At 59.9% G+C, this 23,338-nt stretch carries 26 protein-coding genes and 1 pseudogene; 17 read left to right on the top strand and 10 right to left on the bottom strand.

Translation table 11 applies throughout. From position 1 onward, the window contains the following. Positions 1–145: 145 nt before the first annotated feature. Positions 146–592 carry a MarR family winged helix-turn-helix transcriptional regulator gene (locus tag KSS91_RS20120; protein ID WP_015096116.1) on the bottom strand — a complete coding sequence of 149 codons (447 nt, stop codon included), beginning with the start codon at positions 590–592 and terminating at the stop codon, positions 146–148. Between the two features lie 82 nt (positions 593–674). Between KSS91_RS20120 and KSS91_RS20115 the strand changes: the two genes are divergently transcribed. Further along, positions 675–1,841 carry an aminotransferase-like domain-containing protein gene (locus tag KSS91_RS20115; RefSeq protein WP_217835907.1) on the top strand — a complete coding sequence of 389 codons (1,167 nt, stop codon included), beginning with the start codon at positions 675–677 and terminating at the stop codon, positions 1,839–1,841. 159 nt (positions 1,842–2,000) lie between these two features. Here the strand turns inward: KSS91_RS20115 and KSS91_RS20110 are convergent, their stop codons facing one another. From KSS91_RS20110 to KSS91_RS20090, 5 genes are all read right to left on the bottom strand, one after another. Further along, positions 2,001–2,372: a glutathione S-transferase N-terminal domain-containing protein gene (locus KSS91_RS20110; RefSeq protein ID WP_126046593.1), complete on the bottom strand. Its 372-nt coding sequence runs from the start codon at positions 2,370–2,372 to the stop codon at positions 2,001–2,003. A gap of 104 nt (positions 2,373–2,476) precedes the next feature. After that, on the bottom strand, positions 2,477–3,022 hold the full coding sequence (gene folE, locus KSS91_RS20105; protein WP_003204506.1) for a GTP cyclohydrolase I FolE: 546 nt from the start codon (positions 3,020–3,022) through the stop codon (positions 2,477–2,479). A 77-nt stretch (positions 3,023–3,099) separates the two neighbouring features. After that, the gene (locus KSS91_RS20100; RefSeq protein ID WP_217835906.1) at positions 3,100–3,657 is read right to left on the bottom strand and encodes a Smr/MutS family protein; all 558 of its coding nucleotides are present in this window, start codon (positions 3,655–3,657) and stop codon (positions 3,100–3,102) included. A 78-nt stretch (positions 3,658–3,735) separates the two neighbouring features. After that, positions 3,736–4,056: a hypothetical protein gene (locus KSS91_RS20095; protein WP_217835905.1), complete on the bottom strand. Its 321-nt coding sequence runs from the start codon at positions 4,054–4,056 to the stop codon at positions 3,736–3,738. 131 nt (positions 4,057–4,187) lie between these two features. Continuing rightward, complete coding sequence (locus tag KSS91_RS20090) at positions 4,188–4,778, bottom strand: cysteine hydrolase family protein (RefSeq protein ID WP_007974909.1); 591 nt, start codon at positions 4,776–4,778, stop codon at positions 4,188–4,190. 239 nt (positions 4,779–5,017) lie between these two features. Between KSS91_RS20090 and prmB the strand changes: the two genes are divergently transcribed. Then, positions 5,018–5,926: a 50S ribosomal protein L3 N(5)-glutamine methyltransferase gene (prmB, locus tag KSS91_RS20085; RefSeq protein ID WP_015096112.1), complete on the top strand. Its 909-nt coding sequence runs from the start codon at positions 5,018–5,020 to the stop codon at positions 5,924–5,926. A 127-nt stretch (positions 5,927–6,053) separates the two neighbouring features. Here prmB and KSS91_RS20080 read toward each other — a convergent pair whose 3' ends face one another. Together KSS91_RS20080 and KSS91_RS20075 are read right to left on the bottom strand one after the other, a co-directional pair. Next, positions 6,054–6,845, bottom strand: coding sequence for a hypothetical protein (locus tag KSS91_RS20080; protein WP_217835904.1), 792 nt, complete (start codon positions 6,843–6,845; stop codon positions 6,054–6,056). Positions 6,846–6,944: 99 nt separating this feature from the next. Beyond that, entirely contained in the window at positions 6,945–7,943 is a 999-nt protein-coding gene (locus tag KSS91_RS20075; RefSeq protein ID WP_041474930.1) for an alpha/beta hydrolase, read from the bottom strand. An 83-nt stretch (positions 7,944–8,026) separates the two neighbouring features. On the opposite strand from KSS91_RS20075, the gene aroC reads away from it, so the two are divergent. From aroC to mtnC, 5 genes are read left to right on the top strand one after another with little or no spacing between them, the layout of a single operon-like run. Next, positions 8,027–9,118 carry a chorismate synthase gene (gene aroC, locus KSS91_RS20070; RefSeq protein WP_217835903.1) on the top strand — a complete coding sequence of 364 codons (1,092 nt, stop codon included), beginning with the start codon at positions 8,027–8,029 and terminating at the stop codon, positions 9,116–9,118. A gap of 29 nt (positions 9,119–9,147) precedes the next feature. Beyond that, positions 9,148–10,299, top strand: coding sequence for an MFS transporter (locus KSS91_RS20065; RefSeq protein ID WP_217835902.1), 1,152 nt, complete (start codon positions 9,148–9,150; stop codon positions 10,297–10,299). Then, complete coding sequence (locus KSS91_RS20060; RefSeq protein WP_217835901.1) at positions 10,296–10,922, top strand: methylthioribulose 1-phosphate dehydratase; 627 nt, start codon at positions 10,296–10,298, stop codon at positions 10,920–10,922. Before KSS91_RS20065 ends, KSS91_RS20060 begins: the two co-directional genes overlap by 4 nt. A gap of 20 nt (positions 10,923–10,942) precedes the next feature. Continuing rightward, positions 10,943–11,488 carry a 1,2-dihydroxy-3-keto-5-methylthiopentene dioxygenase gene (locus KSS91_RS20055; RefSeq protein ID WP_217835900.1) on the top strand — a complete coding sequence of 182 codons (546 nt, stop codon included), beginning with the start codon at positions 10,943–10,945 and terminating at the stop codon, positions 11,486–11,488. Between the two features lie 4 nt (positions 11,489–11,492). Then, positions 11,493–12,176: an acireductone synthase gene (gene mtnC, locus KSS91_RS20050; RefSeq protein WP_015096105.1), complete on the top strand. Its 684-nt coding sequence runs from the start codon at positions 11,493–11,495 to the stop codon at positions 12,174–12,176. A 108-nt stretch (positions 12,177–12,284) separates the two neighbouring features. On the opposite strand, the gene KSS91_RS20045 is transcribed toward mtnC, so the two are convergent. Further along, complete coding sequence (locus tag KSS91_RS20045) at positions 12,285–12,563, bottom strand: DUF3509 domain-containing protein (RefSeq protein WP_015096104.1); 279 nt, start codon at positions 12,561–12,563, stop codon at positions 12,285–12,287. 367 nt (positions 12,564–12,930) lie between these two features. Here KSS91_RS20045 and KSS91_RS20040 point away from each other — a divergent pair, with 367 nt between their 5' ends. The 10 genes from KSS91_RS20040 to KSS91_RS19995 all read left to right on the top strand — a co-directional run bounded on the left by KSS91_RS20040 (position 12,931) and on the right by KSS91_RS19995 (position 22,110). Further along, complete coding sequence (locus KSS91_RS20040) at positions 12,931–14,769, top strand: long-chain-acyl-CoA synthetase (RefSeq protein WP_217835899.1); 1,839 nt, start codon at positions 12,931–12,933, stop codon at positions 14,767–14,769. Between the two features lie 97 nt (positions 14,770–14,866). Beyond that, the gene (locus KSS91_RS20035) at positions 14,867–15,385 is read left to right on the top strand and encodes an ankyrin repeat domain-containing protein (RefSeq protein WP_217835898.1); all 519 of its coding nucleotides are present in this window, start codon (positions 14,867–14,869) and stop codon (positions 15,383–15,385) included. A gap of 231 nt (positions 15,386–15,616) precedes the next feature. Further along, positions 15,617–16,147: a hypothetical protein gene (locus KSS91_RS20030; protein WP_015096101.1), complete on the top strand. Its 531-nt coding sequence runs from the start codon at positions 15,617–15,619 to the stop codon at positions 16,145–16,147. Positions 16,148–16,230: 83 nt separating this feature from the next. Beyond that, on the top strand, positions 16,231–16,422 hold the full coding sequence (locus KSS91_RS20025; protein WP_217835897.1) for a PLD nuclease N-terminal domain-containing protein: 192 nt from the start codon (positions 16,231–16,233) through the stop codon (positions 16,420–16,422). A 237-nt stretch (positions 16,423–16,659) separates the two neighbouring features. Continuing rightward, positions 16,660–17,535: a polyamine aminopropyltransferase gene (speE, locus tag KSS91_RS20020; RefSeq protein ID WP_217835896.1), complete on the top strand. Its 876-nt coding sequence runs from the start codon at positions 16,660–16,662 to the stop codon at positions 17,533–17,535. 193 nt (positions 17,536–17,728) lie between these two features. After that, the gene (locus KSS91_RS20015; RefSeq protein ID WP_217835895.1) at positions 17,729–17,962 is read left to right on the top strand and encodes a hypothetical protein; all 234 of its coding nucleotides are present in this window, start codon (positions 17,729–17,731) and stop codon (positions 17,960–17,962) included. 210 nt (positions 17,963–18,172) lie between these two features. Next, positions 18,173–18,517 carry a ribonuclease E inhibitor RraB gene (locus tag KSS91_RS20010; RefSeq protein WP_007971898.1) on the top strand — a complete coding sequence of 115 codons (345 nt, stop codon included), beginning with the start codon at positions 18,173–18,175 and terminating at the stop codon, positions 18,515–18,517. A 414-nt stretch (positions 18,518–18,931) separates the two neighbouring features. Further along, a complete protein-coding gene (locus KSS91_RS20005) occupies positions 18,932–20,341 on the top strand; it encodes a circularly permuted type 2 ATP-grasp protein (RefSeq protein ID WP_007971899.1) in 1,410 nt (469 codons plus the stop codon). A 12-nt stretch (positions 20,342–20,353) separates the two neighbouring features. After that, positions 20,354–21,304, top strand: coding sequence for an alpha-E domain-containing protein (locus tag KSS91_RS20000; protein WP_007971901.1), 951 nt, complete (start codon positions 20,354–20,356; stop codon positions 21,302–21,304). Further along, positions 21,301–22,110 carry a transglutaminase family protein gene (locus KSS91_RS19995; protein ID WP_217835894.1) on the top strand — a complete coding sequence of 270 codons (810 nt, stop codon included), beginning with the start codon at positions 21,301–21,303 and terminating at the stop codon, positions 22,108–22,110. The genes KSS91_RS20000 and KSS91_RS19995 overlap by 4 nt, the downstream gene beginning before the upstream one ends. A gap of 105 nt (positions 22,111–22,215) precedes the next feature. Here KSS91_RS19995 and KSS91_RS19990 read toward each other — a convergent pair. Continuing rightward, positions 22,216–23,038: pseudogene (locus tag KSS91_RS19990) on the bottom strand (c-type cytochrome). Positions 23,039–23,338 lie beyond the last annotated feature (300 nt).

Here is a 23,338-nt window from a genome sequence, read left to right as displayed (position 1 = left end):
TGTACCGGCCCCTTCGCGGGCAAGCCCGCTCCCACAGGAAACCCGGTCAGGCACAAGATTTGTGGACACCATCCATCACTGTGGGAGCGGGCTTGCCCGCGAAGAGGCCGGAACAGCCAGCATAAAAATCAGCAGGCAGACTGATTCAGTCGGTAAGCGCCTGACTTTTCCCCAACGCCAGATTCACCGCCAACCACCCATTCACCGCCGTCTCCCCAGCCTCGGCAAACACCCGCTCCAGCAATTTCACCTGCTCGCGCCTCAACGCTTGCTCAAACCGCGCGCCTTCCGCAGTCAACTCCAGCAACCGCTTACGCTTGTCCGATTCGGACGCGACGCTGTCGACCAGATGCATCTCCAGCAATTGCCGCAACGGCATGTTCAGCGCCTGCTTGCTTACGCCAAGCAAGGCCAGCAATTCCTTGACGCTCAGGTTCGGATAACGAGCGATGAAAAACACAATGCGTTGATGCACCCGGCTCAGGCCGCGGCGTTCGAGCATTTCATCGGCCTTGGCGGTGAAAGCCTGGTAGCCGAAGAAAAACGCTTCCATGGCTTGCTGTTGGGAAAGCGGGTTTTTAAGGTCAAGCATGTTGACGTATCCATTCGAAGAAGCGTAATTTCGGTCAACAAGTTTGACTCATTTTCCTCATGCCTCGCTACCGGTGATCCCCATGGCTTTTTCCGAACGTGTCTCACGCCTTAAAAGTTCTTTGATCCGTGAAATCCTCGCCGCGGCCCAGCGCCCGCAAGTGATGTCGTTCGCCGGAGGTCTGCCGGCTGAAGCCATGCTGCCGAAGGTCGATTGGGCCGAGATGCCGCTTTCCATGGGGCAATACGGCATGAGCGAGGGCGAACCGGCGCTGCGTGAGGCGTTGGCCGCCGAGGCGCGAGCGTTGGGGGTGGCATGTGAGGCAAGTCAGGTACTGGTGGTCAGTGGTTCACAGCAAACTCTGGATCTGGCTGCCAAGCTCTACATCGACAAGGGCGCCGAAATCCTGCTCGAAGCGCCGACTTATCTGGCGGCATTGCAGATTTTCCAGCTGTTCGGCGCCGATTGCCTGACCGTGCCGCTGGAGGCTGACGGGCCGGACCTGGCAGAGCTGCGCGCTCGCCTGGAGCAACACCGCCCGGCCTTCATCTACCTGATCCCGACCTTCCAGAATCCTTCGGCGGTGCGTTACAGCGAAGCCAAGCGCGACGCGGTGGCAGCGCTGCTCGACGAGTTCGGCGTCACCCTGATCGAAGACGAGCCTTATCGCGAACTGACTTTCGACGGTGGCAGCGCCACGCCGATTGTCGGTCGCTTGAAGAAGGCCAGCTGGATCTATACCGGTACGGTGTCGAAAACCCTGTTGCCAGGTTTGCGCGTTGGCTATCTGATCGCCAGCCCGGACCTGTTTCCCCATCTGTTGAAACTCAAGCAGTCGGCGGACCTGCACACCAACCGGGTTGGCCAGTGGCAGGCACTGCAATGGATCGGAACCGAGAAGTATCAGCAGCATCGCAGTGAACTACGGGATTTTTACCGGGAACGCCGGGATGCGTTCCAGCTGGTGCTACAAACCCACTTCTCTGATCTGGCGGACTGGAACGAGCCACAGGGCGGGCTGTTTTTCTGGTTGAAACTCAAGCAGCCGCTGGACACTCGAACCTTGCTCAATGCGGCGTTGGCCAAGGATGTGGCGTTCATGCCGGGCGAGCCGTTCTTCCCCGAGCCGGACAAGCATCACGGGTATTTGCGGTTGAACTTCAGCCACATTGACCCGGTGCGGCTGGAGGAGGGGCTCAAGCGGCTGGCGGCGGTGGTGCGTCAGGCGCAGGCGGCGCAAGCGGCCTGAAAACAAATAAACCGGCGCAAGGGCCGGTTTACTTTTGTCTGAAGTTTGCGGTGCCTGTGCCGGCCTCTTCGCGAGCAAGCCCGCTCCCACAGGTGTCTGCATTCCCACTGTGGGAGCGGGCTTGCCCGCGAAGAGGCCATCAGCCTCACCGAAAAAACATCAGGCTGCCGCGAAACGCTTGTCCAGATAATCAATGATCACCTTGGACTCATACATCCAGGTGGTCTGGCCATTTTCTTCGATACGCAGGCACGGCACCTTGATCTTGCCGCCTTGCTCGAGCAAGGCCTGGCGATCCTGTTCGTTGTTCTTCGCATCGCGAAGGGCCACCGGCACGTTCAGGCGGCGCAGGGTGCGGCGAGTCTTCACGCAGAACGGGCAGGCGTGGAATTGATACAGCGTCAGGCCTTTGGCGGCCGCTTCGACCTGGGCCTGAGCCGCGGCGGGGCGCTTTTTCTTGCCCGGGCGCGTGATGAAGTCGATGAAGATGATCAGTTGGCCAAGGCCGACACGAAGCGCTTTTACGAACACGTTGAAAGCCTCACGGTGCTAACGAAGAAGGGCGCGCAGCTTACCTGATTTTTCACGGACGAAAAAAAACCGGCGATGAATGCCGGTTTTCTTCGTGCCGCGAATTACTTGATGAGGCTGAGGAATTCGCTGCGGGTGGCGGCGTTCTCGCGGAATTCACCGAGCATCACCGAAGTGATCATCGACGAATTCTGCTTTTCCACGCCGCGCATCATCATGCACATGTGCTTGGCCTCGATCACCACTGCAACGCCCAGGGCGCCGGTGACTTGCTGGACCGCATCGGCGATCTGGCGGCTGAGGTTTTCCTGGATCTGCAGGCGACGGGCGTACATATCAACGATCCGCGCCACCTTCGACAGGCCCAGGACCTTGCCGCTCGGAATGTAGGCAACGTGCGCCTTGCCGATGAACGGCAGCAGGTGGTGTTCGCACAACGAGTACAACTCGATGTCCTTGACCAGCACCATTTCGCTGTTGTCGGAGCTGAACAGGGCACCGTTGGTGACCTCTTCCAGTGTCTGTTCATAGCCGCGGCAGAGGTACTGCATGGCTTTGGCGGCACGTTTTGGCGTGTCGAGCAGGCCTTCGCGGGAAACGTCCTCGCCGAGCTGGCCGAGGATCGCCGTGTAATTCTGTTCCAGGGACATGAAACTACCTGTGGGATTTTACGCAAAGGGCAAGGGTACGGTGACGGACACGACGCTGCAAGCGTGGCGCATCAGCTTTACTCGTCGCGACCTTCCATCATGGTGCGTTTGAGCATCACATAGACCGCCCCGGCACCGCCGTGTTTGGCCTGGCACGAGGTGAAGCCGAGCACCTGCGGATGCTGGCGCAGCCAAGTGTTGACGTGGCTTTTGATCATCGGCCGCTTGCCGTCCAGGCGTACTGCCTTGCCATGGGTGACGCGCACGCAGCGGATTTCGAATTTGGTTGCTTCGGCGAGGAACGCCCAAAGGGTTTCCCGGGCCTTTTCCACGCTCATGCCGTGCAGGTCGAGGCTGCCTTCGAATGGAATCTGACCGATCTTGAGCTTGCGCATCTGGCTTTCCTGCACGCCATCGCGGGCCCACATCAGCTCATCTTCAGGGCCGACGTCGATGACGAACTGATCGGACAGACCGTCAACGGTGGTGGCATCGGTGCGCACGGTGGCCGCTTGACGCAGCTTGGCAATCTGCGCACGGTCAGCCTTGGGTTTGCCGGTTTCGGCGCGATCGTGCTTGATCGGCTTGACGCCTTGGATCGCGCTTTTGAACAGGGAAAAATCGTCGTCTTGCATGTCAGCCTCCGCGAAGGGCGGCCAGTTTACCCAACTCGAAGCGAATCGGGCGCGACAAAAACGCGCGCGGCGCTTGTCTCAGTCGTGTTTTTTCATCAGGTGCGGGGACATGGCCAGTTCCCGCGACTGCCGCGAGCGACGGCGGCAACGGCGCCACAACCAGACACCGAGGTACAGCACGAACAGGCCGATGGCCAGGATCACGGCAGCACCGGTGCGGCTGGTGTTCAGTTCACCCAGGGCAGGTACGTGGCCGAACAGGCTGGCGGTACCGGCCATGGCGAGCAACACGCCGCACATCGCCAGCAATGCCGCGAACGTCGCGCCGATTCGAAAACGCCAGTTGTGTTGGCCTTTGGGCCGCAAGCGGCGAGCGTCAAAACCATCGGATAACTTCATTCCGACCTTCCTCAATGGGTATCGGCCCTTCGACCGGGAGTTGACCGGGATGTTCCTGAGGCTAAGACAATTACGGCAAATGAGAGGTTTTTGCGGATGAGCGGCGTTCCAGGCCGCTCATTGAGCGTCGATCAGATCAGTTCACAGGTCAGCGCAAGGGTGGCGAAGTTGTCGCCCATGATCGCCATTTCGGTCTGATGAACGTGCGCGGCGCTCAGGACACCGCCCTTGTAGGGCAGGTCGCGTGTGGCGCAGGCGTCTTCGATAAGCGTGCAGCGGAAACCCAGGTTCTTCGCGGCGCGCACAGTGGTGCTGACGCTCGAGTGACTCATGAAGCCGCAGACGATGAGGTCGAGGGCGCCGAGGTCCTCCAGGCGTTTGGCCAGTTCGGTACCGTGGAACGCGCTCGGCAGCAATTTGCCGATGATGGTTTCGTCGCTCTGTGGCTCAAGACCCGGAATGAATTCACCACCGACGCCTTGCGGGTTGAACATGCCACCGAGCGTGCCGAGGTGGCGCACATGCACGATCGGCCGGCCGGCGGCACGGGCCGCGGCGAGTAACTGCTTGATGTTCGCGACGGCCTCATCCATGCCGCTGAGGGCTAGCGGCCCGCTCAAATACTCTTTCTGGGCATCGATGATGATAAGGGTCGCATGACTCAGTTTGGCTGCCGGATAACCGCGACCGCTGAGTTGAAACATCGTTTTTGGAACGGACATTCTGGGGCTCCTTGGAGTGGGGCTTTTGCGCCATTGTCCTCTGGCTGAGCGGTTCTGTGAATCGCTACGATCGTAGGTGCCGTGGTTGCTGGCCTCTAGCCTTGTCAATAGTCACGTTTTGTTCAATAGCCCGGCTAAAAAACGGATAACTCCTACATTTGAGTCGGTCGTTTTCCTGCGTCGTCGTGGCGCCGTTTGACTGGTAGAATCGCCCGTCGATTTTTCTGGAGTTTGCCGTCGTGATCACTTCCCGCCTTCGCACCCTGCGTGACCATATCCGTTGGGCCGTCAGCCGCTTCCATGGGGAGGATCTGTTTTTCGGCCATGGCACCGACAATGCCTGGGACGAAGCCCGTCAACTGGTGCTGGGCGCGCTGCACCTGCCGTGGGAAATCGCCGACAGCTACCTCGACTGCAATCTGGAAGAAGACGAAGTGGTCCACTTGCAGCTGCTGCTCAAGCGCCGCATCGAAGAGCGGGTGCCAACGGCCTACCTGCTGGGCGAGGCCTGGTTCTGCGGCATGTCGTTCATCGTCGATCAGCGTGTGTTGATCCCGCGTTCGCCGATTGGCGAGCTGATCGAAAACCGTTTTACCCCGTGGCTGGCCAACGAGCCGGCGCGGATTCTCGATTTGTGCACCGGTTCCGGCTGCATTGGCATCGCCTGTGCTTACGAGTTCCAGAACGCCGAAGTGGTGCTGGCGGACCTCTCGTTCGAAGCACTGGAAGTGGCCAATCAGAACATCGAGCGCCATGGTGTCGATGAGCGCGTGTACACGGTGCAGGGCGACGGCTTCGAGGGCTTGCCTGGCCAGCGTTTCGACCTGATCGTGTCGAACCCGCCCTACGTCGATGCGGAAGATTTCGCCGACATGCCGGACGAATACCAGCACGAGCCGGAACTGGGCCTGGCGTGCGGCGATGACGGTTTGAACCTTGTACGTCGCATGCTTGCCGAAGCGGCGGATCACCTGACCGAGAAAGGCTTGCTGATTGTCGAAGTGGGCAACAGCCAGGTGCACGTCGAGGCGTTGTACCCGGAAGTCGACTTCGCCTGGCTGGAGTTCGAGCGCGGTGGTCACGGTGTGTTCATGCTGAGCGCGCAGCAGTGCCGTGAGCATCAGGCGTTGTTCGCTTCCCGCGTCTGATTGGTTGAAATCCTATCGCTGGCAAGCCAGCTCCCACAGGTTCAGTGTGTGCCGCATCATTTGAGTACGGCGCGAATCCTGTGGGAGCGTGGCTTGCCCGCGATAGCCGCACCGCGGTCTCAAGCCTTCAGCGGTGCGTGGCAATCCAGATCAACAACCCCGCCTGAAACACCGCAAACGCCACCAGGCACGTAATGGTGAAACGCAGCCCGGCGTCTTCGCGTTTGTATTTGCTGACCTTCTCTTCGTGTTTCTTGAGTTTGACTTCCTGCTCGGCCAGGTTCTGCTCGGCTTGCTGGAGCATCTGTGCCGCCTCGAGAATCTCCACGACCTGCAGTTTTTCGCTGTTCCAGTCCCCCGCGAGGTCGCCGACCTTGACTGCTTTGACGCTGCCTTTCAAATGCTGGGCATCGGCATACACCACGTCGAAACCGTGCACACGCAAAAAATGATCGCGGCGCAGGCGGGTGTCTTCGTTGAGCGCTTCCTTGTTGTTCAGGTCAAAGCCGTCGACGGTGTAGGTGGGCCAGCGCTTCTTCGCCCAATTGATGCCCTGGGCGATCATGAATCGGCCGATGCCGCGGTTCAGCGGTTCGACCTGCAAACCGCTTTCCGGTCCGAAATGCACGCGCTTTTCGGCGTGATCGACCCACACATCCAGATGATTCTGTTCCTTGCGCACGCGTTGGGAGGGCAGGGTGATGCTCATGCGCATCAGGCTGCGCGCCTTGTCGTTGCGCTCGGCATAGCCGAACTCGACAAAGCGCAATGGGCGCCCGCCTGTATTGCGATCAGTCTTCAGCGGCGCCAGACGGAGCATCTTGTGGTGCTCGACGTGGACGTCCGCCCAGGGCAGCTCGACCGCTGGCGGTGCTTCTGTTTCAGCGGTGGTGTCGGTTGAAGTCTGGGTGTCAGTCATAACGGCGAGATCCTGTCCAAGCTCAGCTTGTTGCCAACCAATGTGTTGGCGACAAAGGCTTATCGGCCGTTTTTCCCGGGACTGGAGGGTAAGGAGCCGTTAACTGGTGCGAATTCCGTCAATAAACCCGAGGATTCGCGCGCCCAGTTCCGCTGCCAGAGGCAATTGCGGGTCTTTATAGGAGGCCAGCTGGCGTTTGACGTCGTTGGGCACGATGCGCATGACGTGGTTCATGCCCTCGATCAGTGCCAGTTCGGCGTCCGGTTTGGCGGCCTTGAGCAGCCTGGCGTCATTGACGCCGACCTGGATGTCGTTGCTGCCCTGGATGATCAGCGCCGGCATCTTCAACCTGGCAAACGCTGCAGCCGGTTCCTGGCGGAACAGTGAAATCAGGTACGGCTGCACGCTCGGACGGAAAATGGCCTGCAAGGGTGGTGGCACATTGTCGTCGGGCTTCCCGGCCTTGAGGCTGTCGAGCAACTCATTACTGCGCAGCAGCAACGGCGGTGGCAGGCGATTGCCCAGTTGCTGGCGGATCACCTGATCGACCGGTCGCGCGCTACCCGAGACGGAAATCACCGCATCGGCGTCGATGGTTGGCGCGGCCAGGCTGGCGATCAAGGCGCCTTCGCTGTGTCCGAGCACGATCAGTTTGCCGAAACGCGGATCCGTCTTGAGCTTCTGGCCCCAGGCCTCGGCGTCGGAAACGTACGCGTCGACCGTCAGATTGCGTTCGTCCGGTGTCGCGGCCAGGCTTGCTGCAACACCGCGTTTGTCGTAACGCACACTGGCGATGTTGTGTTTGGCCAGCACCCAGGCCAGGCGCTTGAGACTGTCGTTGCGCCCGCCGTCAGGGTTGTTTCCGTCGCGATCCGTAGGGCCGGAACCGGAAATGATCAGGACAACGGGTACCGGGTTGTCGGACTTGGGCAGCAGCAAAGAGCCGAAAAGCTCGCCGGTGCCGGTGTCCAACGTGATCGGCCGTTGCAGGACAGTCGCCTGGGCGAAGCCGGAAATCAGGGTAAGGCTCAAGGCTAGAACTCGCAGCATCATCACGCCATCATCAAGAAGATGCCGGTTGGACTCACAGGCACCCATAAGGTTCGAGGATGAACTACTTGGGTAGCCTGCGTATACTGGCGCGCATTACGTATTCAGGTTCATTTCACGGAGCGTCCTGCATGTCCGGCAATACCTACGGCAAGCTGTTCACTGTCACCACCGCGGGCGAAAGCCATGGCCCGGCGTTGGTCGCCATTGTCGATGGCTGCCCGCCGGGCCTGGAGATATCCCTGGAGGATCTGCAGCGGGACCTGGACCGCCGCAAGCCCGGCACCAGCCGCCACACCACCCAGCGCCAGGAAGCCGACGAAGTCGAAATCCTCTCTGGCGTGTTCGAAGGCCGCACCACGGGGTGCGCCATCGGTTTGTTGATCCGCAACACCGACCAGAAGTCCAAGGACTACTCGGCGATCAAGGATCTGTTCCGCCCGGCCCACGCCGACTACACCTACCACCACAAGTACGGTGAGCGCGACTACCGCGGTGGCGGTCGCAGCTCGGCCCGTGAAACCGCGATGCGCGTTGCGGCCGGTGCGATTGCGAAAAAATACCTGGCCAGCCAGGGCATCGTGATTCGCGGCTACATGAGCCAGCTCGGGCCGATTGAAATCCCGTTCAAGACCTGGGAATCGGTCGAGCAGAACGCTTTCTTCAGCCCGGATCCGGACAAAGTGCCGGAACTGGAAGCCTACATGGACCAGTTGCGCCGCGACCAGGATTCGGTCGGCGCGAAAATCACCGTGGTGGCCGAAGGTGTGATGCCAGGCCTGGGCGAACCGATCTTCGACCGTCTCGATGCCGAACTGGCCCATGCGCTGATGAGCATCAACGCAGTCAAAGGCGTGGAAATCGGCGCCGGTTTCGCCAGCGTCGCCCAGCGCGGCACCGAGCATCGCGATGAAATGACTCCGGAAGGTTTCCTCAGCAACAACGCCGGCGGCATTCTCGGCGGTATTTCCTCCGGGCAGCCTATCGTTGCGCACCTGGCGCTGAAGCCGACGTCGAGCATCACCACGCCGGGCCGTTCCATCGACATCCATGGCAACCCGGTGGAAGTGATCACCAAGGGACGTCATGACCCGTGCGTCGGTATCCGTGCCACGCCGATCGCCGAGGCGATGATGGCCATCGTGCTGATGGATCATCTGCTGCGTCACCGTGGGCAGAACGCCGATGTGTGTGTGAGCACGCCGGTGCTGGGTCAGCTGTAAATGGCTGACCTCCTGGTCGCAGCCGTCTGATGGCGACTGCGGCGCTCCCGTACTGGCGGCTCTCCAGTTTCTATCTGTTCTATTTCGCCTTGCTCGGTTCGACAGCGCCGTTTCTGGCGCTGTATTTCGATCACCTGGGATTCAGCGCCGCCCGCATCGGCGAGCTGGTGGCGATCCCGATGCTGATGCGCTGCGTGGCGCCGAACATCTGGGGCTGGCTGGGCGACTTCACGGGGCAGCGGCTGGCCATCGTGCGTTTCGGCGTGGTGTGCACGCTGCTGACCTTCTCGCTGATTTTCGTCAGCAAGACCTACGCCTGGCTGGCGATGGTCATGGCCTTGCATGCGTTCTTCTGGCACGCGGTGTTGCCGCAGTTCGAAGTCATCACCCTGGCGCACTTGCAGGGGCAGACCGCGCGTTACAGCCAGATTCGTCTGTGGGGATCGATCGGTTTCATCATCACCGTGGTCGCACTGGGCCGGCTGTTCGAATGGCTGAGCCTCGACATCTACCCCGCGGCGCTGGTGCTGATCCTGGTCGGCATCGTGCTCAGCAGCCTGTGGGTGCCCAATGCCCAACCGACACCGGGTAATCGGGTGGCGGGGGAAGGATTTCTCAAGCAACTGCGCAGCCCCGGTGTATTGGCGTTTTACGCCTGCGTGGCGTTGATGCAGATGAGCCATGGACCGTATTACACGTTTCTGACCCTGCACCTTGAGCGGTTGGGTTACAGCCGCGGCGTGATTGGCATGCTCTGGGCGGTCGGTGTGGTCGCCGAAGTGCTGATGTTTCTGGCCATGAGCCGGATACTCGCTCGCATTTCGCTGCGTAGGGTGCTGATGGCCAGTTTTCTGCTGGCGGCGTTGCGCTGGCTGTTGCTGGGCTCGCTGGCGGAGTTTCTCTGGGTGCTGTTGTTTGCCCAGGTGTTGCACGCGGCGACATTCGGCAGCTTTCACGCCGCTGCCATTCAATTCGTGCAACGTAGCTTCGGTGCGCGCCAGCAAGGTCAGGGTCAGGCACTGTATGCCGCATTGGCCGGCACCGGTGGGGCATTGGGCGCGTTGTACTCCGGTTACAGCTGGAACGCCCTTGGCGCCGCATTGACCTTTAGTATTGCCAGCCTCGCAGCGCTCGCGGCTGCCGTTATCATTGCCACATGTATGCAAGAGGACAGGCCATGAGCCTTACCCGTGAACACCTCGCCCAACAAATCATCGACGCCGGGCGTTTTCTCTATGGCCGCGGCTGGTCGCCGGCCACCAGCAGCAATTACTCGACCCGCCTGTCGCCGACCGAAGCCTTGCTGACCGTCTCCGGCAAGCACAAGGGCCAGTTGGGCATGGACGATGTACTGGCCACCGACCTGTCAGGCAATAGCCTGGAGCCGGGCAAGAAGCCGTCCGCCGAAACCCTGCTGCACACTCAGCTTTACAGCTGGCGGCCCGAGATCGGCGCGGTGCTGCACACCCATTCGGTGAATGCCACCGTGCTGTCACGCCTGACGCCGCAAGACTTCATCGAATTCGAAGACTACGAACTGCAAAAAGCCTTCAGCGGTGTGACGACCCACGAGTCCCGGGTGCGTGTGCCGATTTTTGACAACGACCAGGACATTGCGCGCCTGGCCGCCAAGGTGCAGCCTTGGCTGGACGCCCATCCCGATTGCGTCGGCTACCTGATTCGCGGGCACGGCCTGTACACCTGGGGTGCGCGCATGAGCGATGCCCTGCGGCAGATCGAGGCCTTTGAATTTTTGTTCGAGTGCGAGTTGAAGATACGCTCGCTCTCGAACGTTAAAGCATGAACCGTTAAGGAGTTGCCCTGATGAGCAGCCTGTCCGTTTATCACGTCTCCAGCCCTGAAATCCCCAACAAGGTGCTGACCCATTTCGAAGACATCGCCTCGACCCTGGCTGAACAAGGCGTGCGCTTCGACCGTTGGCAAGCCGCCACCAGGCTTCAGCCGGGCGCCACTCAGGAAGAAGTGATTGCCGCCTATCAAGAGCAAATCGACCAGCTGATGACCGAGCGCGGTTACATCACAGTCGATGTGATCAGCCTCAACAGCGATCACCCGCAAAAAGCCGAACTGCGCGCCAAGTTCCTCAACGAACACCGCCATGGCGAGGACGAAGTACGATTTTTCGTTGCCGGCCGTGGTCTGTTTACCCTGCACATCGACGATTACGTCTACGCCGTGCTGTGCGAGAAAAACGATCTGATCTCGGTGCCGGCCGGAACCAAACACTGGTTCGACATGGGCGAGCACCCGCACTTCATTGCGATCCGCCTGTTCAACAACCCGGAAGGCTGGGTGGCCAATTTCACCGGTGAAGACATCGCCAGCCAATTCCCGCGTCTGGAGGACTGAGTCGATGCCGATCAAAGCGATTCTCACCGACATCGAAGGCACCACCAGCGCGGTGAGTTTTGTGTTCGACGTGCTGTTTCCCTATGCCGCCAAACACCTGCCGGCGTTTGTTCGTCAGCAGGCCGGGCGCGCTGACGTAGCCGAACAACTGGCCGCCGTACGCCGCGACAGCAATGAGCCGGACGCCGACGTTGAACGGGTCGTCGAGATCCTGTTGGGCTGGATTGCCGAAGACCGCAAGGCCACGCCGTTGAAAGCGTTACAGGGCATGGTCTGGGAGCAGGGATATAAGGCCGGGCAGTTGCAGGGCCACGTGTACCCGGACGCCGTTGAAGCGCTCAAGCGCTGGCATCAGGATGGCTTTCAACTGTTCGTTTATTCGTCCGGCTCTATCCAGGCCCAGCGGTTGATCTTCGGCTGTTCGGAGGCGGGGGACCTGACGCCGCTGTTCAGCGGCTATTTCGATACGACTTCGGGGCCAAAGCGCGAGGCGCAGTCCTACGCCAACATCACCCAGGCGATCAACCTCCAGGCGCGGCAGATTCTGTTCCTGTCGGACATCGTCGAAGAGTTGGATGCGGCGCGTGCAGCAGGGATGGCCACTTGCGGCCTGGCTCGTGAAGGTGGTGAGCTGGCGGGGCACGTGACCGTGGACAGCTTTGCGCGGATAAACCCCGCAACTTTCTAAACGCCACAAACCCTGTGGGAGCGGGCTTGCTCGCGAAAGCGGTGTGTCATTCAACGTTGATGTTGACTGACACACCCTCTTCGCGAGCAAGCCCGCTCCCACATTTTTTTACAGCGAGTGATAAGTCGGCAAGGCAAACCGTTGCTGGCTTTGCAGCAAGGAAATCTGCGGCAGTTCACTGGCTTGTTCGGCGAGGTCGCGGCGAATCGCACTGATGACCCACGTCAGTTGGTCGCCGTTGTGCAATTGCTGGTAGGAAATCGAGCGTTTGAACACTTTGCCTTCGCCGCCGCTCAGGGTCAGCAGGATCCCGCCGTCAGGACGGGCCTGGGTGGCGACTGTGTAGTTGGAGAACAGGGACGAAAACTTTTCCTGGATCAGGCTCATGTCGTTCAGCTCCGTGATGACTTGAATGGCGTGGAGAGACCGTTGCAGCCTTTGTGCCAGTGTTTTTGTTTGATAAATATCAATAAAAATCAATTGCTTACTGTTTTTGGCGATTTTTGCATTCGTGCAATCTGCATGAATGGCCATCGTGCATCCTGCATTTTGCGAGGTCGCTCGGCGATTCGATGGAACCATTGTTCATGGCAGGGTTCACGCGGGGCATCGTATCGACCGTGGATCAGATCGCGGATCAAGATCGCAGATACAAAACATTTCAAAAACCGCGTGTACAGCTCAAGAACCGTTGACGTATTTTCGGCCTCAGACATCGCCGCCCGACAATAAAAAAACAGCGAACGGGAGCATCATGAGCCGCACGTCGAACGACACGATTACCTGGGGCATGATGCTCCGCAAGCTGCCTTCCATCGCCAAAACCATCCCCCGGTTGGTCAAGGGCATGAAGGCCGCCAACGTCAAGGACCCGACCCAGGCGTGTGGTTTGGGCTGGAGTTTCGAGCAAGCCACATTGCGCAACCCGGATGGCCCGGCGCTGTTGCAGGACAACGTCACGCTCAGTTACTGCGAGGTCAACCAGTGGGCCAACCGCATCGCCCATCACCTGATCGGCCAAGGTATCGGCAAGGGTGACGTGGTGGCGGTCTTCATCGAGAACCGCCCGGAACTGCTGGTGACGATTCTGGCGGTGGCCAAGGTCGGCGCGATCAGTGCTTTGCTCAATACCTCGCAGACCCGCGACACCCTGGTGCACAGTGTGAATCTGGTGGCGCCGGTGGCGATCATTGTCGGTGAGGAGCTGGTTCCGGCGTATCTGGCGATACGAGATCGGGTGGCGATCCAGTCTGCCCGAACCTGGTTCGTCGCCGATCAGGACACCTCTCGCCAACCGGGTATCGCGCCTGAAGGGTTCATCAACCTGATGACCGTCAGCCTCGACGAAGCCTGCGACAACCCGGCCAGCAGCCAGCAGATTTTCTTTGACGATCCCTGCTTTTATATCTACACCTCGGGCACCACGGGGCTGCCCAAGGCCGGAGTGTTCAAGCATGGCCGCTGGATGCGCAGCTGCGCGAGCTTCGGCATGATCGCGCTGGACATGCGCCCGGACGATGTCGTCTATTGCACCTTGCCGCTGTACCACGCCACCGGCCTTTGCGTGTGCTGGGGCTCGGCCGTCAGTGGTGCCAGCGGGTTCGCCATCCGCCGCAAATTCAGCGCCAGTCAATTCTGGAGCGATGTACGCAAATACCAGGCAACCACCATCGGTTATGTTGGCGAACTGTGCCGCTACCTGGTCGATCAGCCACCGAGCGTCGACGACAGCCGGCACGATGTGAAGAAGATGATCGGCAACGGCCTGCGTCCCGGCGCCTGGAACGAGTTCAAGACCCGCTTTGCGGTGAATCACATTTGCGAACTCTATGCCGCCAGCGACGGCAATATCGGGTTCACCAACATTCTCAATTTCGACAACACCATCGGTTTTTCCCTGATGTCCTGGGAGCTGGTCGCGTACGACCACGACAGCGGGGCGCCGATTCGTGAAGCCAGTGGCTTGATGCGCAAGGTCGCCAAGGGCGAGCAAGGGCTGTTGCTGGCAAAAATCGACGACAAGGCTCCGCTGGACGGCTACACCGACCCGCAGAAAACCGCCAGGGTCGTGCTTGAGGATGTGTTCCAAAAGGGTGACCGCTACTTCAACACCGGCGACCTGTTGCGCAGCATCGGCTTTGGTCATGCGCAGTTTGTCGACCGCCTGGGCGACACCTACCGCTGGAAGGGCGAAAACGTGTCGACCACGGAGGTCGAGAACATCCTCCTGCGGCACCCGCATATTTCCGAAGCCGTGGCCTACGGCGTGGAAATCCGCAACACCAATGGCCGGGCCGGGATGGCCGCGATCACTCCCGCCGAATCCCTGGCCACCCTGGACTTCGGCGAACTGCTGGCCTTTGCCCGTGAGCAAATGCCGGCCTATGCGGTGCCGTTGTTCCTGCGGGTGAAAGTGAAAATGGAAACCACCGGGACTTTCAAGTATCAGAAGACCCGGCTCAAGGACGAAGCCTTCGACCCGGGTAGAACCGGTGATGATCCGATCTATGCCTGGCTGCCGGGAACCCAGACTTACGTGCAGGTCACGGAGCAATTGTTGTCCGACATTCACGGCGGCAAGTACCGCTATTGAATCTGGCTATGGCCGCCCATGAGAAAAAACAAGTGACAGTGCCAGGACCGCTCGGGAAACTGTCGGCTTTTACGAGTGACAGAAAAGGGAGTGCCCAATGTCAGACAAAAGCCGCCAGATGACCCCCGAAGAAGCCGCTGAATTTGCCGAACAGGTATTCAACAAGGCACGGGAGGGCGATGCGGCGATGATGGCCGCGCTGCTGACCAAGGGTTTGCCGCCGAACCTGCGTAACCACAAGGGCGATACCTTGCTGATGCTGGCCGCGTACCACGGTCATGTGGACACGGTAAAAGTCCTGCTGGAGCACAAGGCCGACCCGGAGATCCGCAACGACAACGGCCAGAGCCCGATTGCCGGGGCAGCGTTCAAGGGCGACCTGGCGGTGATCAAGGCCTTGGTCGAGGGCGGCGCGCAGGTTGAGGGCTCGTCCTTCGATGGCCGCACGGCGCTGATGATGGCGGCGATGTTCAACCGCGTCGAAGTGGTCGACTACCTGATCAGCAAGGGGGCCGACCCGCAGGCCAAGGACGCCAATGGCATCACTGCGCTGGAGGCTGCCAGGACCATGGGGGCTTCCGATACGGTTGCTCAACTGGAAAAACTGCTGGGCTGACGTTGAACCCTTTGGCGAGGGAGCTTTTGTGGCGAGGGGGCTTGCCCCCGTTCGGCTGCGAAGCAGTCGTAAAGTCAGCATATGCGGTCTTTCTGATGTACCCCAATTGAATGTTTCGGGGCCGCTTCGCGACCCAACGGGGGCAAGCCCCCTCGCCACAGGTCCGCATTTCCCTCATTAATGCGCTATCCTTCGCGCCCTCAAAATCCCCCTCGCTACAGGATCCGCCCCATGAAAACCGCACTCGTCGAACTCATCAGCAAAATCAGCTCCGGGTGCATGGGCGAAGACGAAATCCTCAAGGTCGCAGACGAAGCGGCCCAGGCCTACGCCGATCCGCAGGCTTTTCTGAGCGCCAATCCGGACATCAACTACGACGAAACCTTCCCGATCCCGTTGGGTGAATGGGTGGTGGTCGGCAGCCTGCCGGAAACGGTGCTGTTCCAGGCTGACACCTACATGGACCTGTTCGCGCAGATCGTCGCCTCGTTCGGCCCGGGTGTGGAATTCAATCTAAAGCCCAAGCAACTGGCCAAGACCGAAGCCTTGACCGCGCTCAACCGCATCCAGGTGCAAATGAGCAGCCTGAACAAGGAAAACGGGGGCTACACGCTGATGAATTTCAGCCAGTTGCTCGATGACGAATTGCAGGTGGTGCTGGTGTACGGCAATGACGTGCCTCGCGTGCTGCAATTGTGCGCAGAAGCCGGCATCGCAGCCGCGCCCGCCCTGGAAGCCCTGAAAGTGGCGATTCACGTCTGATAGCCAAATACTGTCAAATCAAAGGGAACCCTCACGACGACCGTCTATCCTAAGAGGGCAAATCACCTTTCAGGAGCGTCACCATGGGTTCCACGTTCAACAGCCTGGTTGCCTTGATCATTTTTGCCCTGGACATCTGGGCCATCATCAACGTATTCAAAAGCAGCGCCGAGACCGGGATGAAAGTCCTCTGGGTACTGTTGATCGCACTGTTGCCGGTGCTGGGGCTGATCATCTGGGCCATCGCCGGACCGCGGGGCAACGTCAAAATCTGACCGAATCCCCACAAACAACACCGACCCTGTGGGAGCGGGCTTGCTCGCGAAAGCGGTGAATCAGTCAACATTGATCGTGACTGACACTACGCCTTCGCGAGCAAGCCCGCTCCCACATTCGACCTGTCATGTTCCGCAACGTAGAATGCGCGCCTTTCCCGGTCATTCGAGACGAACGAATGGCCATCATGGGCGGGTAACCGTCCGTTGCCACCCGCATTCATCGGAGCACTTCCCATGAGCAATACCCCGACCAGCGACTACCTGGAAACCCTCTACGAAGGCTACGGCCAGCGTTTTCGCATGGAAAAACTGCTGCACGAAGTGCGCACCGAACACCAGCACCTGGTGATCTTCGAGAACCCGCGCATGGGCCGCGTGATGGCGCTGGACGGCGTGATCCAGACCACCGAAGCCGACGAGTTCATCTATCACGAAATGCTGACCCACGTACCGATCCTCGCCCATGGCAGCGCCAAGCGCGTGCTGATCATCGGCGGCGGCGACGGCGGCATGTTGCGTGAAGTAGCCAAGCACCGCAGTGTCGAGCACATCACCATGGTCGAGATCGACGGCACCGTGGTCGACATGTGCAAGGAATTCCTGCCGAATCACTCCAAGGGTGCATTCGACGATCCACGCCTGAACCTGGTGATCGACGACGGCATGCGTTTCGTCGCCACCACCACTGAAAAGTTCGACGTGATCATTTCCGACTCCACTGACCCGATCGGGCCGGGCGAAGTGCTGTTCTCGGAAAACTTTTACCAGGCTTGCCACCGCTGCCTGAACGAAGGCGGCATCCTGGTGACCCAGAACGGTACGCCGTTCATGCAGATCGAAGAAGTGAAGACTACCGCCGGTCGCCTGCGCAGCCTGTTCCCGGACTGGCACTTCTACCAGGCTGCTGTGCCGACCTACATCGGCGGCTCGATGACCTTCGCCTGGGGCGCGACCGATACCGCTTATCGCAAGTTGACCCGCGAAACCCTGCAACAGCGTTTCACGGGCAGCGGCATCGTCACGCGCTACTACAATCCTGAGATCCACATCGGCGCTTTCGCCCTGCCGCAATACGTGTTGCAGGCAGTGAACAAGCCAAGCAACGATTGATTGGATGAAATGCAACACCTGTGGGAGCGGGCTTGCTCGCGAAAGCGGTGTATCAGTTAGCAATTCTGTCAACTGACACACCCCTATTCGCGAGCTAGCCCGCTCCCACATTGAATTGCGGCGGAACAATTAGCCAGCTAACAAGGTCGAGATGAAGGTAAGCCCATCCATGGGTTTTATCGAGGAGGCATCAATGCAAAAGTGGAAAATCACTTTCGTGGATGATCATGGCGAAACCGTTAACGAGGTCTTTGAGTGCGATGAGCGCCCGGACAACGAGTGCGCCGCCAAGCTCATCAAGTCCCGGCTTCTTCCTGTCGCTGCCGAACTGGATCTGAACGATCTGGAAGGGCGGACCGCCGATGCGAGCGTCAAAGAGCTCAAGTCCCAGAACAGCATTGAAATCCTCGACATTACTGCAATCTGAACAACACCTGTCGCATTCACATCCGGGCCTTGGCAGAGGCTCTATCTTGAGGCTACTCTGCAAGCGAGATCAGCGAATGAATCGCTAAGGTCTGGTCTTGTCAGCTCCATGCTTGTTTCCCGCCGGCACATCGTTTGCCGTCGCTCGCGCTGTTCGGTTGCGGGTGAGGGAGTACGGAAAGTCTATCCATCGTTTTGAGGAGGACGTTTCATGAGCACAGCCTATCAAGAAGACATCAGCAGCAGCGTGCTGCGCCGCATGAAAGAAGGCGGTTTTGACTTTTCACGGTTTCATCCCATCGAGTTCTACGCCATTTTCCCGGATGAGGAGCGGGCACGCAGGGCGGCAGGTCATTTCCACCGTGGTGAATCCCTGGATGCGCAAGTCAGTGTGCGCGACGATGGCGCCTGGGCGCTGGAGTTGTGCAAAGTCATGTATGCCACCTACGACGACATCGGCGACTTCGAACAGGGTTTCGAAGCGGTTGTCGAGCCGTTGGGCGGCATCATCGAAGGCTGGGGTGTGAAACAGGAGGTACGAGGGCGACTCGCATAGGCTTATGAACAGTGACAACCGGCATTGACGGCTGACCTTCGGGTTGGCCGTTTTCATTTATGGCCTGTAGGAGCTGCCGCAGGCTGCGATCTTTTGATTTTGATTCTCAACATTTCAACAAGGCAAAAAAAAGCCGCCTGAGCAGGCGGCTAAAAGGGAAGTTCGGTGTGCTTTTCAGCTAATGCCTAGATTATCCGCACCTGTTACCGGGCAGTGAAATCAACTCTGGCTATGCTGGTGATAGGCGATAGCCACGCCTTGCAATGAAGCGGGGGCGATCAGATTGGAGCATTTGCCGCACAGGAATGGTGCGGTACTTGCGCATTGATTATCCAACTGATTGATATCAAAGCGTTTATGCCGCTGGCACGGGCCTTGCGAAGGTCTGGACGTCCGAGTGACAAGGAGTACGGCATGATCCGCACCTATTTTGATGAGATGTACGATGCCGGCGGCCAGGTCCGCCCGCATTATCGGGAGTTTGCCCGTTGGCTGGCCGAGACGCCTGACGAGCTTCTGGCACAACGGAGACGCGAGGCCGATCTGTTGTTTCATCGCGCCGGGATTACCTTCACGCTCTATGGGGACGAGCAGGGCACAGAGCGCCTGATTCCCTTCGACACCATCCCCCGCAGTATTCCCGCCAGTGAATGGCGGGTCGTCGAGCGCGGCTGCATCCAGCGGGTCAAGGCGTTGAACATGTTCCTCGCCGACCTGTATCACGAGCAACGCATCATCAAGGCCGGCATCATTCCGGCCGAGCAGGTGCTGGCCAACGAGCAGTACCAGTTGGCGATGCAGGGGCTGGACCTGCACCGCGATATCTACTCGCACATCTCAGGTGTCGACCTGGTGCGCGACGGCGACGGCACCTACTACGTGCTCGAAGACAATCTGCGCACACCGAGCGGCGTCAGCTACATGCTCGAAGACCGCAAGATGATGATGCGCCTGTTCCCCGAACTGTTCGCGGCGCAACGCATCGCGCCCATCGATCACTACCCGAACCTGTTGCTCGATACCCTCAAAAGCTCAAGCCCCATCGATAACCCCAGCGTGGTGGTGCTGACGCCGGGGCGCTTCAACAGTGCGTTCTTCGAGCATGCGTTTCTGGCGCGGGAAATGGGTGTGGAACTGGTGGAAGGCGCGGACCTGTTCGTGCGTGACGACAAGGTCTTCATGCGCACCACTGACGGGCCGAAAGCGGTCGACGTGATTTATCGTCGCCTCGACGACGCCTTCCTCGATCCGCTGGCCTTCAACCCGGAATCGATGCTCGGCGTGCCGGGGCTGCTGTCGTCCTACCGTTCCGGCAACGTGGTATTGGCCAATGCCATCGGCACGGGGGTGGCGGACGACAAATCGGTGTATCCGTTCGTGACCGACATGATCCGTTTCTACCTCGATGAAGAACCGATCCTGAAGAACGTGCCGACCTGGCAGTGCCGAAATCCGTCTGAGCTTTCCCACGTGCTGGCCAATCTTCCAGAACTGGTGGTCAAGGAAACCCAGGGCTCCGGCGGTTACGGAATGCTGGTGGGGCCGGCGGCGACGGCGGCGGAAATCGAAGCCTTCCGCGCGCGCATCATCGCCAAGCCCCATGCCTATATCGCACAACCCACGCTGTCGCTGTCGACCTGTCCGACCTTTGTCGAAAACGGTATTGCGCCACGCCACATCGACTTGCGGCCGTTTGTCCTGTCGGGTCGTGAAACCCGGGTGGTGCCCGGCGGCTTGACCCGTGTCGCCCTGCGCGAAGGCTCCCTGGTGGTCAACTCCTCCCAGGGTGGCGGAACCAAGGACACCTGGGTGGTCGAGGATTAAAGGAAGCCTGCCATGTTAAGTAGAACTGCCTCGGATTTGTATTGGATGTCGCGTTACCTGGAGCGGGCGGAAAACCTCGCACGGATGCTCGACATCAGCTATTCACTGTCGTTGATGCCGCAAGACGGCCGTGGCGACGGTTTGCACGAATTGGCCATGCCGCTGTTGATCACCGGCACCCTGGACGATTACCTGGAGCGCCATGGCGAACTGCATGCCGAACGGCTGCTGCATTTCTTCGCCCTGGATGCGGCCAACCCGGCGAGCATCTACAGCTGCCTCGGTGCTGCACGGGCCAGCGCCCATGCGGTGCGTGGGCGCATCACCGCCGACATGTGGGAAAACATCAATGCCACCTGGCTGGAAATTCGCGGCATCGCCGAGCAGGGCCTCAGTCGCTACGGCATGAGCCGTTTCTGCGAGTGGATCAAGGAGCGTTCCCACCTGTTCCGGGGCGCGTCCTACGGCACCATCATGCGCAACGATGCGTTTCGCTTCATTCGTCTGGGGACCTTCATCGAACGGGCGGACAACACCTTGCGCCTGCTCGATGCCCGCTACGAAATGGCCGGCGACCAGGCCGAAGCGGTCAGCGATGGCACCGCTCACGCGTATTACCAGTGGAGCGCGTTGTTGCGGGCGTTGTCATCGTTCGAGGCCTACACGGAAATCTACCGCGACGCCCCTGGCGCCCGGCATGTTGCCGAATTGCTGTTGCTGCGCGCCGATGTGCCGCGTTCCCTGCGCGCCTGCACCGAAGAAATCGACCAGATCCTCGCACAATTGCCGGGGGCCAACGGTCGTCCTGCACAGCGCCTGGCGGCGGAAATGGATGCACGCCTGCGCTACACCGGCATCCATGAAATTCTCGAAGAAGGCCTGCACGCCTGGCTGACCGAGTTCATCCCGCTGGTGCGCCAGTTGGGTAACGCGATTCACAGTTCTTATCTGGAGGCGGCATGAGACTTTCCATTAGCCACGAGACCACCTATCACTACGAAGACAAGGTGCGGGCGAGCATCCAGTATCTGCGGCTGACACCCCACGACAGCGAGCGCCAGCACGTGCTCAGCTGGCAGCTCGACCTGCCGCGTCCGGTGCGGGCGCAACTCGATCCGTTCGGCAATATTCTGCATGTACTGACCATGGATGAGCCTCATGAGGCGATCATCATCGGTGCCCGCGGCCAGGTTGATATCGATGAATTACGTGAGGCCGAACACGAGAGCCAGTCGGCACTGCCGTTTCTGCGCTTCACCCGTTTGACTGAAGCTGATGGCGCCCTGCGTGCGTTCGCCGAGAAGGCGTGCAAGCAACGCCGCGACCGCACGGCGTTGATCGATCTGATGCATGGACTCAACCAGCATATGACCTACACACCCGGTTCCACGGAAGTGGACACCAGCGCGGCCCAGGCCTTTGCCGGACGCTCCGGCGTATGTCAGGACCATACCCATGCGTTTCTTGCCTGTACCCGCAGCCTGGGCATTCCTGCACGTTATGTGTCGGGCTATCTGTACAGCGAAAGCAGCGAACACCTGGCCAGCCACGCCTGGGCCGAAGCCTGGCTGGATGACGCCTGGTACAGCTTCGACGTGACCAACGAACTGGCCCGGCCGGAGCGTCACCTGAAACTGGCGGTGGGCCTGGATTACCTGGATGCCTGCCCGGTACGCGGGATGCGTCGGGGCGGCGGGTGCGAGCAGATGCACGCGAAGGTGCTGGTCTCACCGACGCCAGCGCCGGTGATTTCAGTGCAACAACAGTAGAATCGGGGATACCGCTTCGCGAGCAAGCCCGCTCCCACAGGGGGAACGCATTCCAATGTGGGAGCGGGCTTGCTCGCGAAGAGGCCGGTCCATGCAGCACAAGACTCAGGGCTTGATTTTGCGCCCGACCATATGCTGCAAATACCCCACCAGCATCCCCAGATCCCCATCCGGTAACACCTCGGCCGAGAACCCGGGCATCTTCGCCTGCGGCCATTGGCGCAAACTCTGTGGATCGCGAATGTAGCGCTTGAGGAAGTCCGCGCCGAAATACTCGGTCGGGCTGTATGGAATATTCAGGTCCGGCCCGAACTGCGCATCCCCGGCACCATTGAGTCGATGGCATGCCAGGCAGTTCTTCTGGAACAATGCAAACCCCTTGTTCACCGGATCATCCGCCTTCAAGGACGGATCGGGCAGCAGGGCAGGAAAGCGCTCGGCCACGGGCGCCAGGCGCTTGATGCTCGCCACCTGGAACGGCCATTGCTCGGGGCTGATGTTGCCGGCCTGCGGATCGGTCCAGACCAGGTAGAACGGCCCGGCACCCGGCTTGCCTTCCGATAGCGCTGGCCACGGTTTGGCCAGGTCTTCAATCGCCAGCCAGGCCCGCGCCCCTTGGGTATTGAGTAACGGCGCCGCGGCCATTTCGGCGGCAAAGCCATCCAGGGCCACGGCTTGCAGGTGGTCGTCCGGCTTGATGCCGGTCAGCAGCGCGGACAGAGGTACGGCGCGGTAGCTCATGTCCCGTTTGTAGGAAACGTCGTTGCTGATGTTGATGGTTTGCACTTGGGGATGCTTGAGCAATTCCTCCGTCCGCCAGGTGCGACTGTTCGCGCCCAGCTCCAGATTTAGCTGTGCGGCATAAAGGGGCGAGCCGAACAGCAGGGCCCCGAGCAGAATGAGCATTTTCAAAGTGATTGCCGTCCATGTCGTGGAAGTGCCATGAAGGGTGGCACAGCCACGCTGGCCCGGGTAGCGGGCCAGTCACATTTTGATAGTGGCAATTCAAAAACTGTGACGCCGTATCTTTCAGACGCGACTAGCCGATGACCTTGGTCAGGTTCGGCACTATCAACAACAGCGTGGTGGCAAAAAGGATGAGCCCGGCTTGACGTACTTTCGATTGTTTGAACATGGCTTGACCGCCTTTATTGTTATTTCCTGATGCCTGCCTGCATATCTCCATGTTGGCAGCGCGTTGCACTTCCTGTAGTGACGAGCGCCTCGG

Origin of the sequence: Pseudomonas azerbaijanorientalis, assembly GCF_019139795.1 — a bacterium.
GTDB classification, from domain to species: domain Bacteria; phylum Pseudomonadota; class Gammaproteobacteria; order Pseudomonadales; family Pseudomonadaceae; genus Aquipseudomonas; species Aquipseudomonas laurylsulfatiphila.
Note: the sequence above shows the minus strand (reverse complement) of the source record. Positions and strands in the feature narration are given on the sequence as shown.

Bases quoted from the DNA above. Each gene is read 5' to 3' on its own strand.
- KSS91_RS20120 (WP_015096116.1), bottom strand. From the start codon at position 592: ATGCTTGACCTTAAAAACCCGCTTTCCCAACAGCAAGCCATGGAAGCG.
- KSS91_RS20115 (WP_217835907.1), top strand. From the start codon at position 675: ATGGCTTTTTCCGAACGTGTCTCACGCCTTAAAAGTTCTTTGATCCGT.
- folE (WP_003204506.1), bottom strand. From the start codon at position 3,022: ATGTCCCTGGAACAGAATTACACGGCGATCCTCGGCCAGCTCGGCGAG.
- KSS91_RS20100 (WP_217835906.1), bottom strand. From the start codon at position 3,657: ATGCAAGACGACGATTTTTCCCTGTTCAAAAGCGCGATCCAAGGCGTC.
- KSS91_RS20095 (WP_217835905.1), bottom strand. From the start codon at position 4,056: ATGAAGTTATCCGATGGTTTTGACGCTCGCCGCTTGCGGCCCAAAGGC.
- KSS91_RS20090 (WP_007974909.1), bottom strand. From the start codon at position 4,778: ATGTCCGTTCCAAAAACGATGTTTCAACTCAGCGGTCGCGGTTATCCG.
- KSS91_RS20080 (WP_217835904.1), bottom strand. From the start codon at position 6,845: ATGACTGACACCCAGACTTCAACCGACACCACCGCTGAAACAGAAGCA.
- KSS91_RS20075 (WP_041474930.1), bottom strand. From the start codon at position 7,943: ATGGGTGCCTGTGAGTCCAACCGGCATCTTCTTGATGATGGCGTGATG.
- aroC (WP_217835903.1), top strand. From the start codon at position 8,027: ATGTCCGGCAATACCTACGGCAAGCTGTTCACTGTCACCACCGCGGGC.
- KSS91_RS20065 (WP_217835902.1), top strand. From the start codon at position 9,148: ATGGCGACTGCGGCGCTCCCGTACTGGCGGCTCTCCAGTTTCTATCTG.
- KSS91_RS20060 (WP_217835901.1), top strand. From the start codon at position 10,296: ATGAGCCTTACCCGTGAACACCTCGCCCAACAAATCATCGACGCCGGG.
- KSS91_RS20055 (WP_217835900.1), top strand. From the start codon at position 10,943: ATGAGCAGCCTGTCCGTTTATCACGTCTCCAGCCCTGAAATCCCCAAC.
- mtnC (WP_015096105.1), top strand. From the start codon at position 11,493: ATGCCGATCAAAGCGATTCTCACCGACATCGAAGGCACCACCAGCGCG.
- KSS91_RS20045 (WP_015096104.1), bottom strand. From the start codon at position 12,563: ATGAGCCTGATCCAGGAAAAGTTTTCGTCCCTGTTCTCCAACTACACA.
- KSS91_RS20040 (WP_217835899.1), top strand. From the start codon at position 12,931: ATGAGCCGCACGTCGAACGACACGATTACCTGGGGCATGATGCTCCGC.
- KSS91_RS20035 (WP_217835898.1), top strand. From the start codon at position 14,867: ATGTCAGACAAAAGCCGCCAGATGACCCCCGAAGAAGCCGCTGAATTT.
- KSS91_RS20030 (WP_015096101.1), top strand. From the start codon at position 15,617: ATGAAAACCGCACTCGTCGAACTCATCAGCAAAATCAGCTCCGGGTGC.
- KSS91_RS20025 (WP_217835897.1), top strand. From the start codon at position 16,231: ATGGGTTCCACGTTCAACAGCCTGGTTGCCTTGATCATTTTTGCCCTG.
- speE (WP_217835896.1), top strand. From the start codon at position 16,660: ATGAGCAATACCCCGACCAGCGACTACCTGGAAACCCTCTACGAAGGC.
- KSS91_RS20015 (WP_217835895.1), top strand. From the start codon at position 17,729: ATGCAAAAGTGGAAAATCACTTTCGTGGATGATCATGGCGAAACCGTT.
- KSS91_RS20010 (WP_007971898.1), top strand. From the start codon at position 18,173: ATGAGCACAGCCTATCAAGAAGACATCAGCAGCAGCGTGCTGCGCCGC.
- KSS91_RS20005 (WP_007971899.1), top strand. From the start codon at position 18,932: ATGATCCGCACCTATTTTGATGAGATGTACGATGCCGGCGGCCAGGTC.
- KSS91_RS20000 (WP_007971901.1), top strand. From the start codon at position 20,354: ATGTTAAGTAGAACTGCCTCGGATTTGTATTGGATGTCGCGTTACCTG.
- KSS91_RS19995 (WP_217835894.1), top strand. From the start codon at position 21,301: ATGAGACTTTCCATTAGCCACGAGACCACCTATCACTACGAAGACAAG.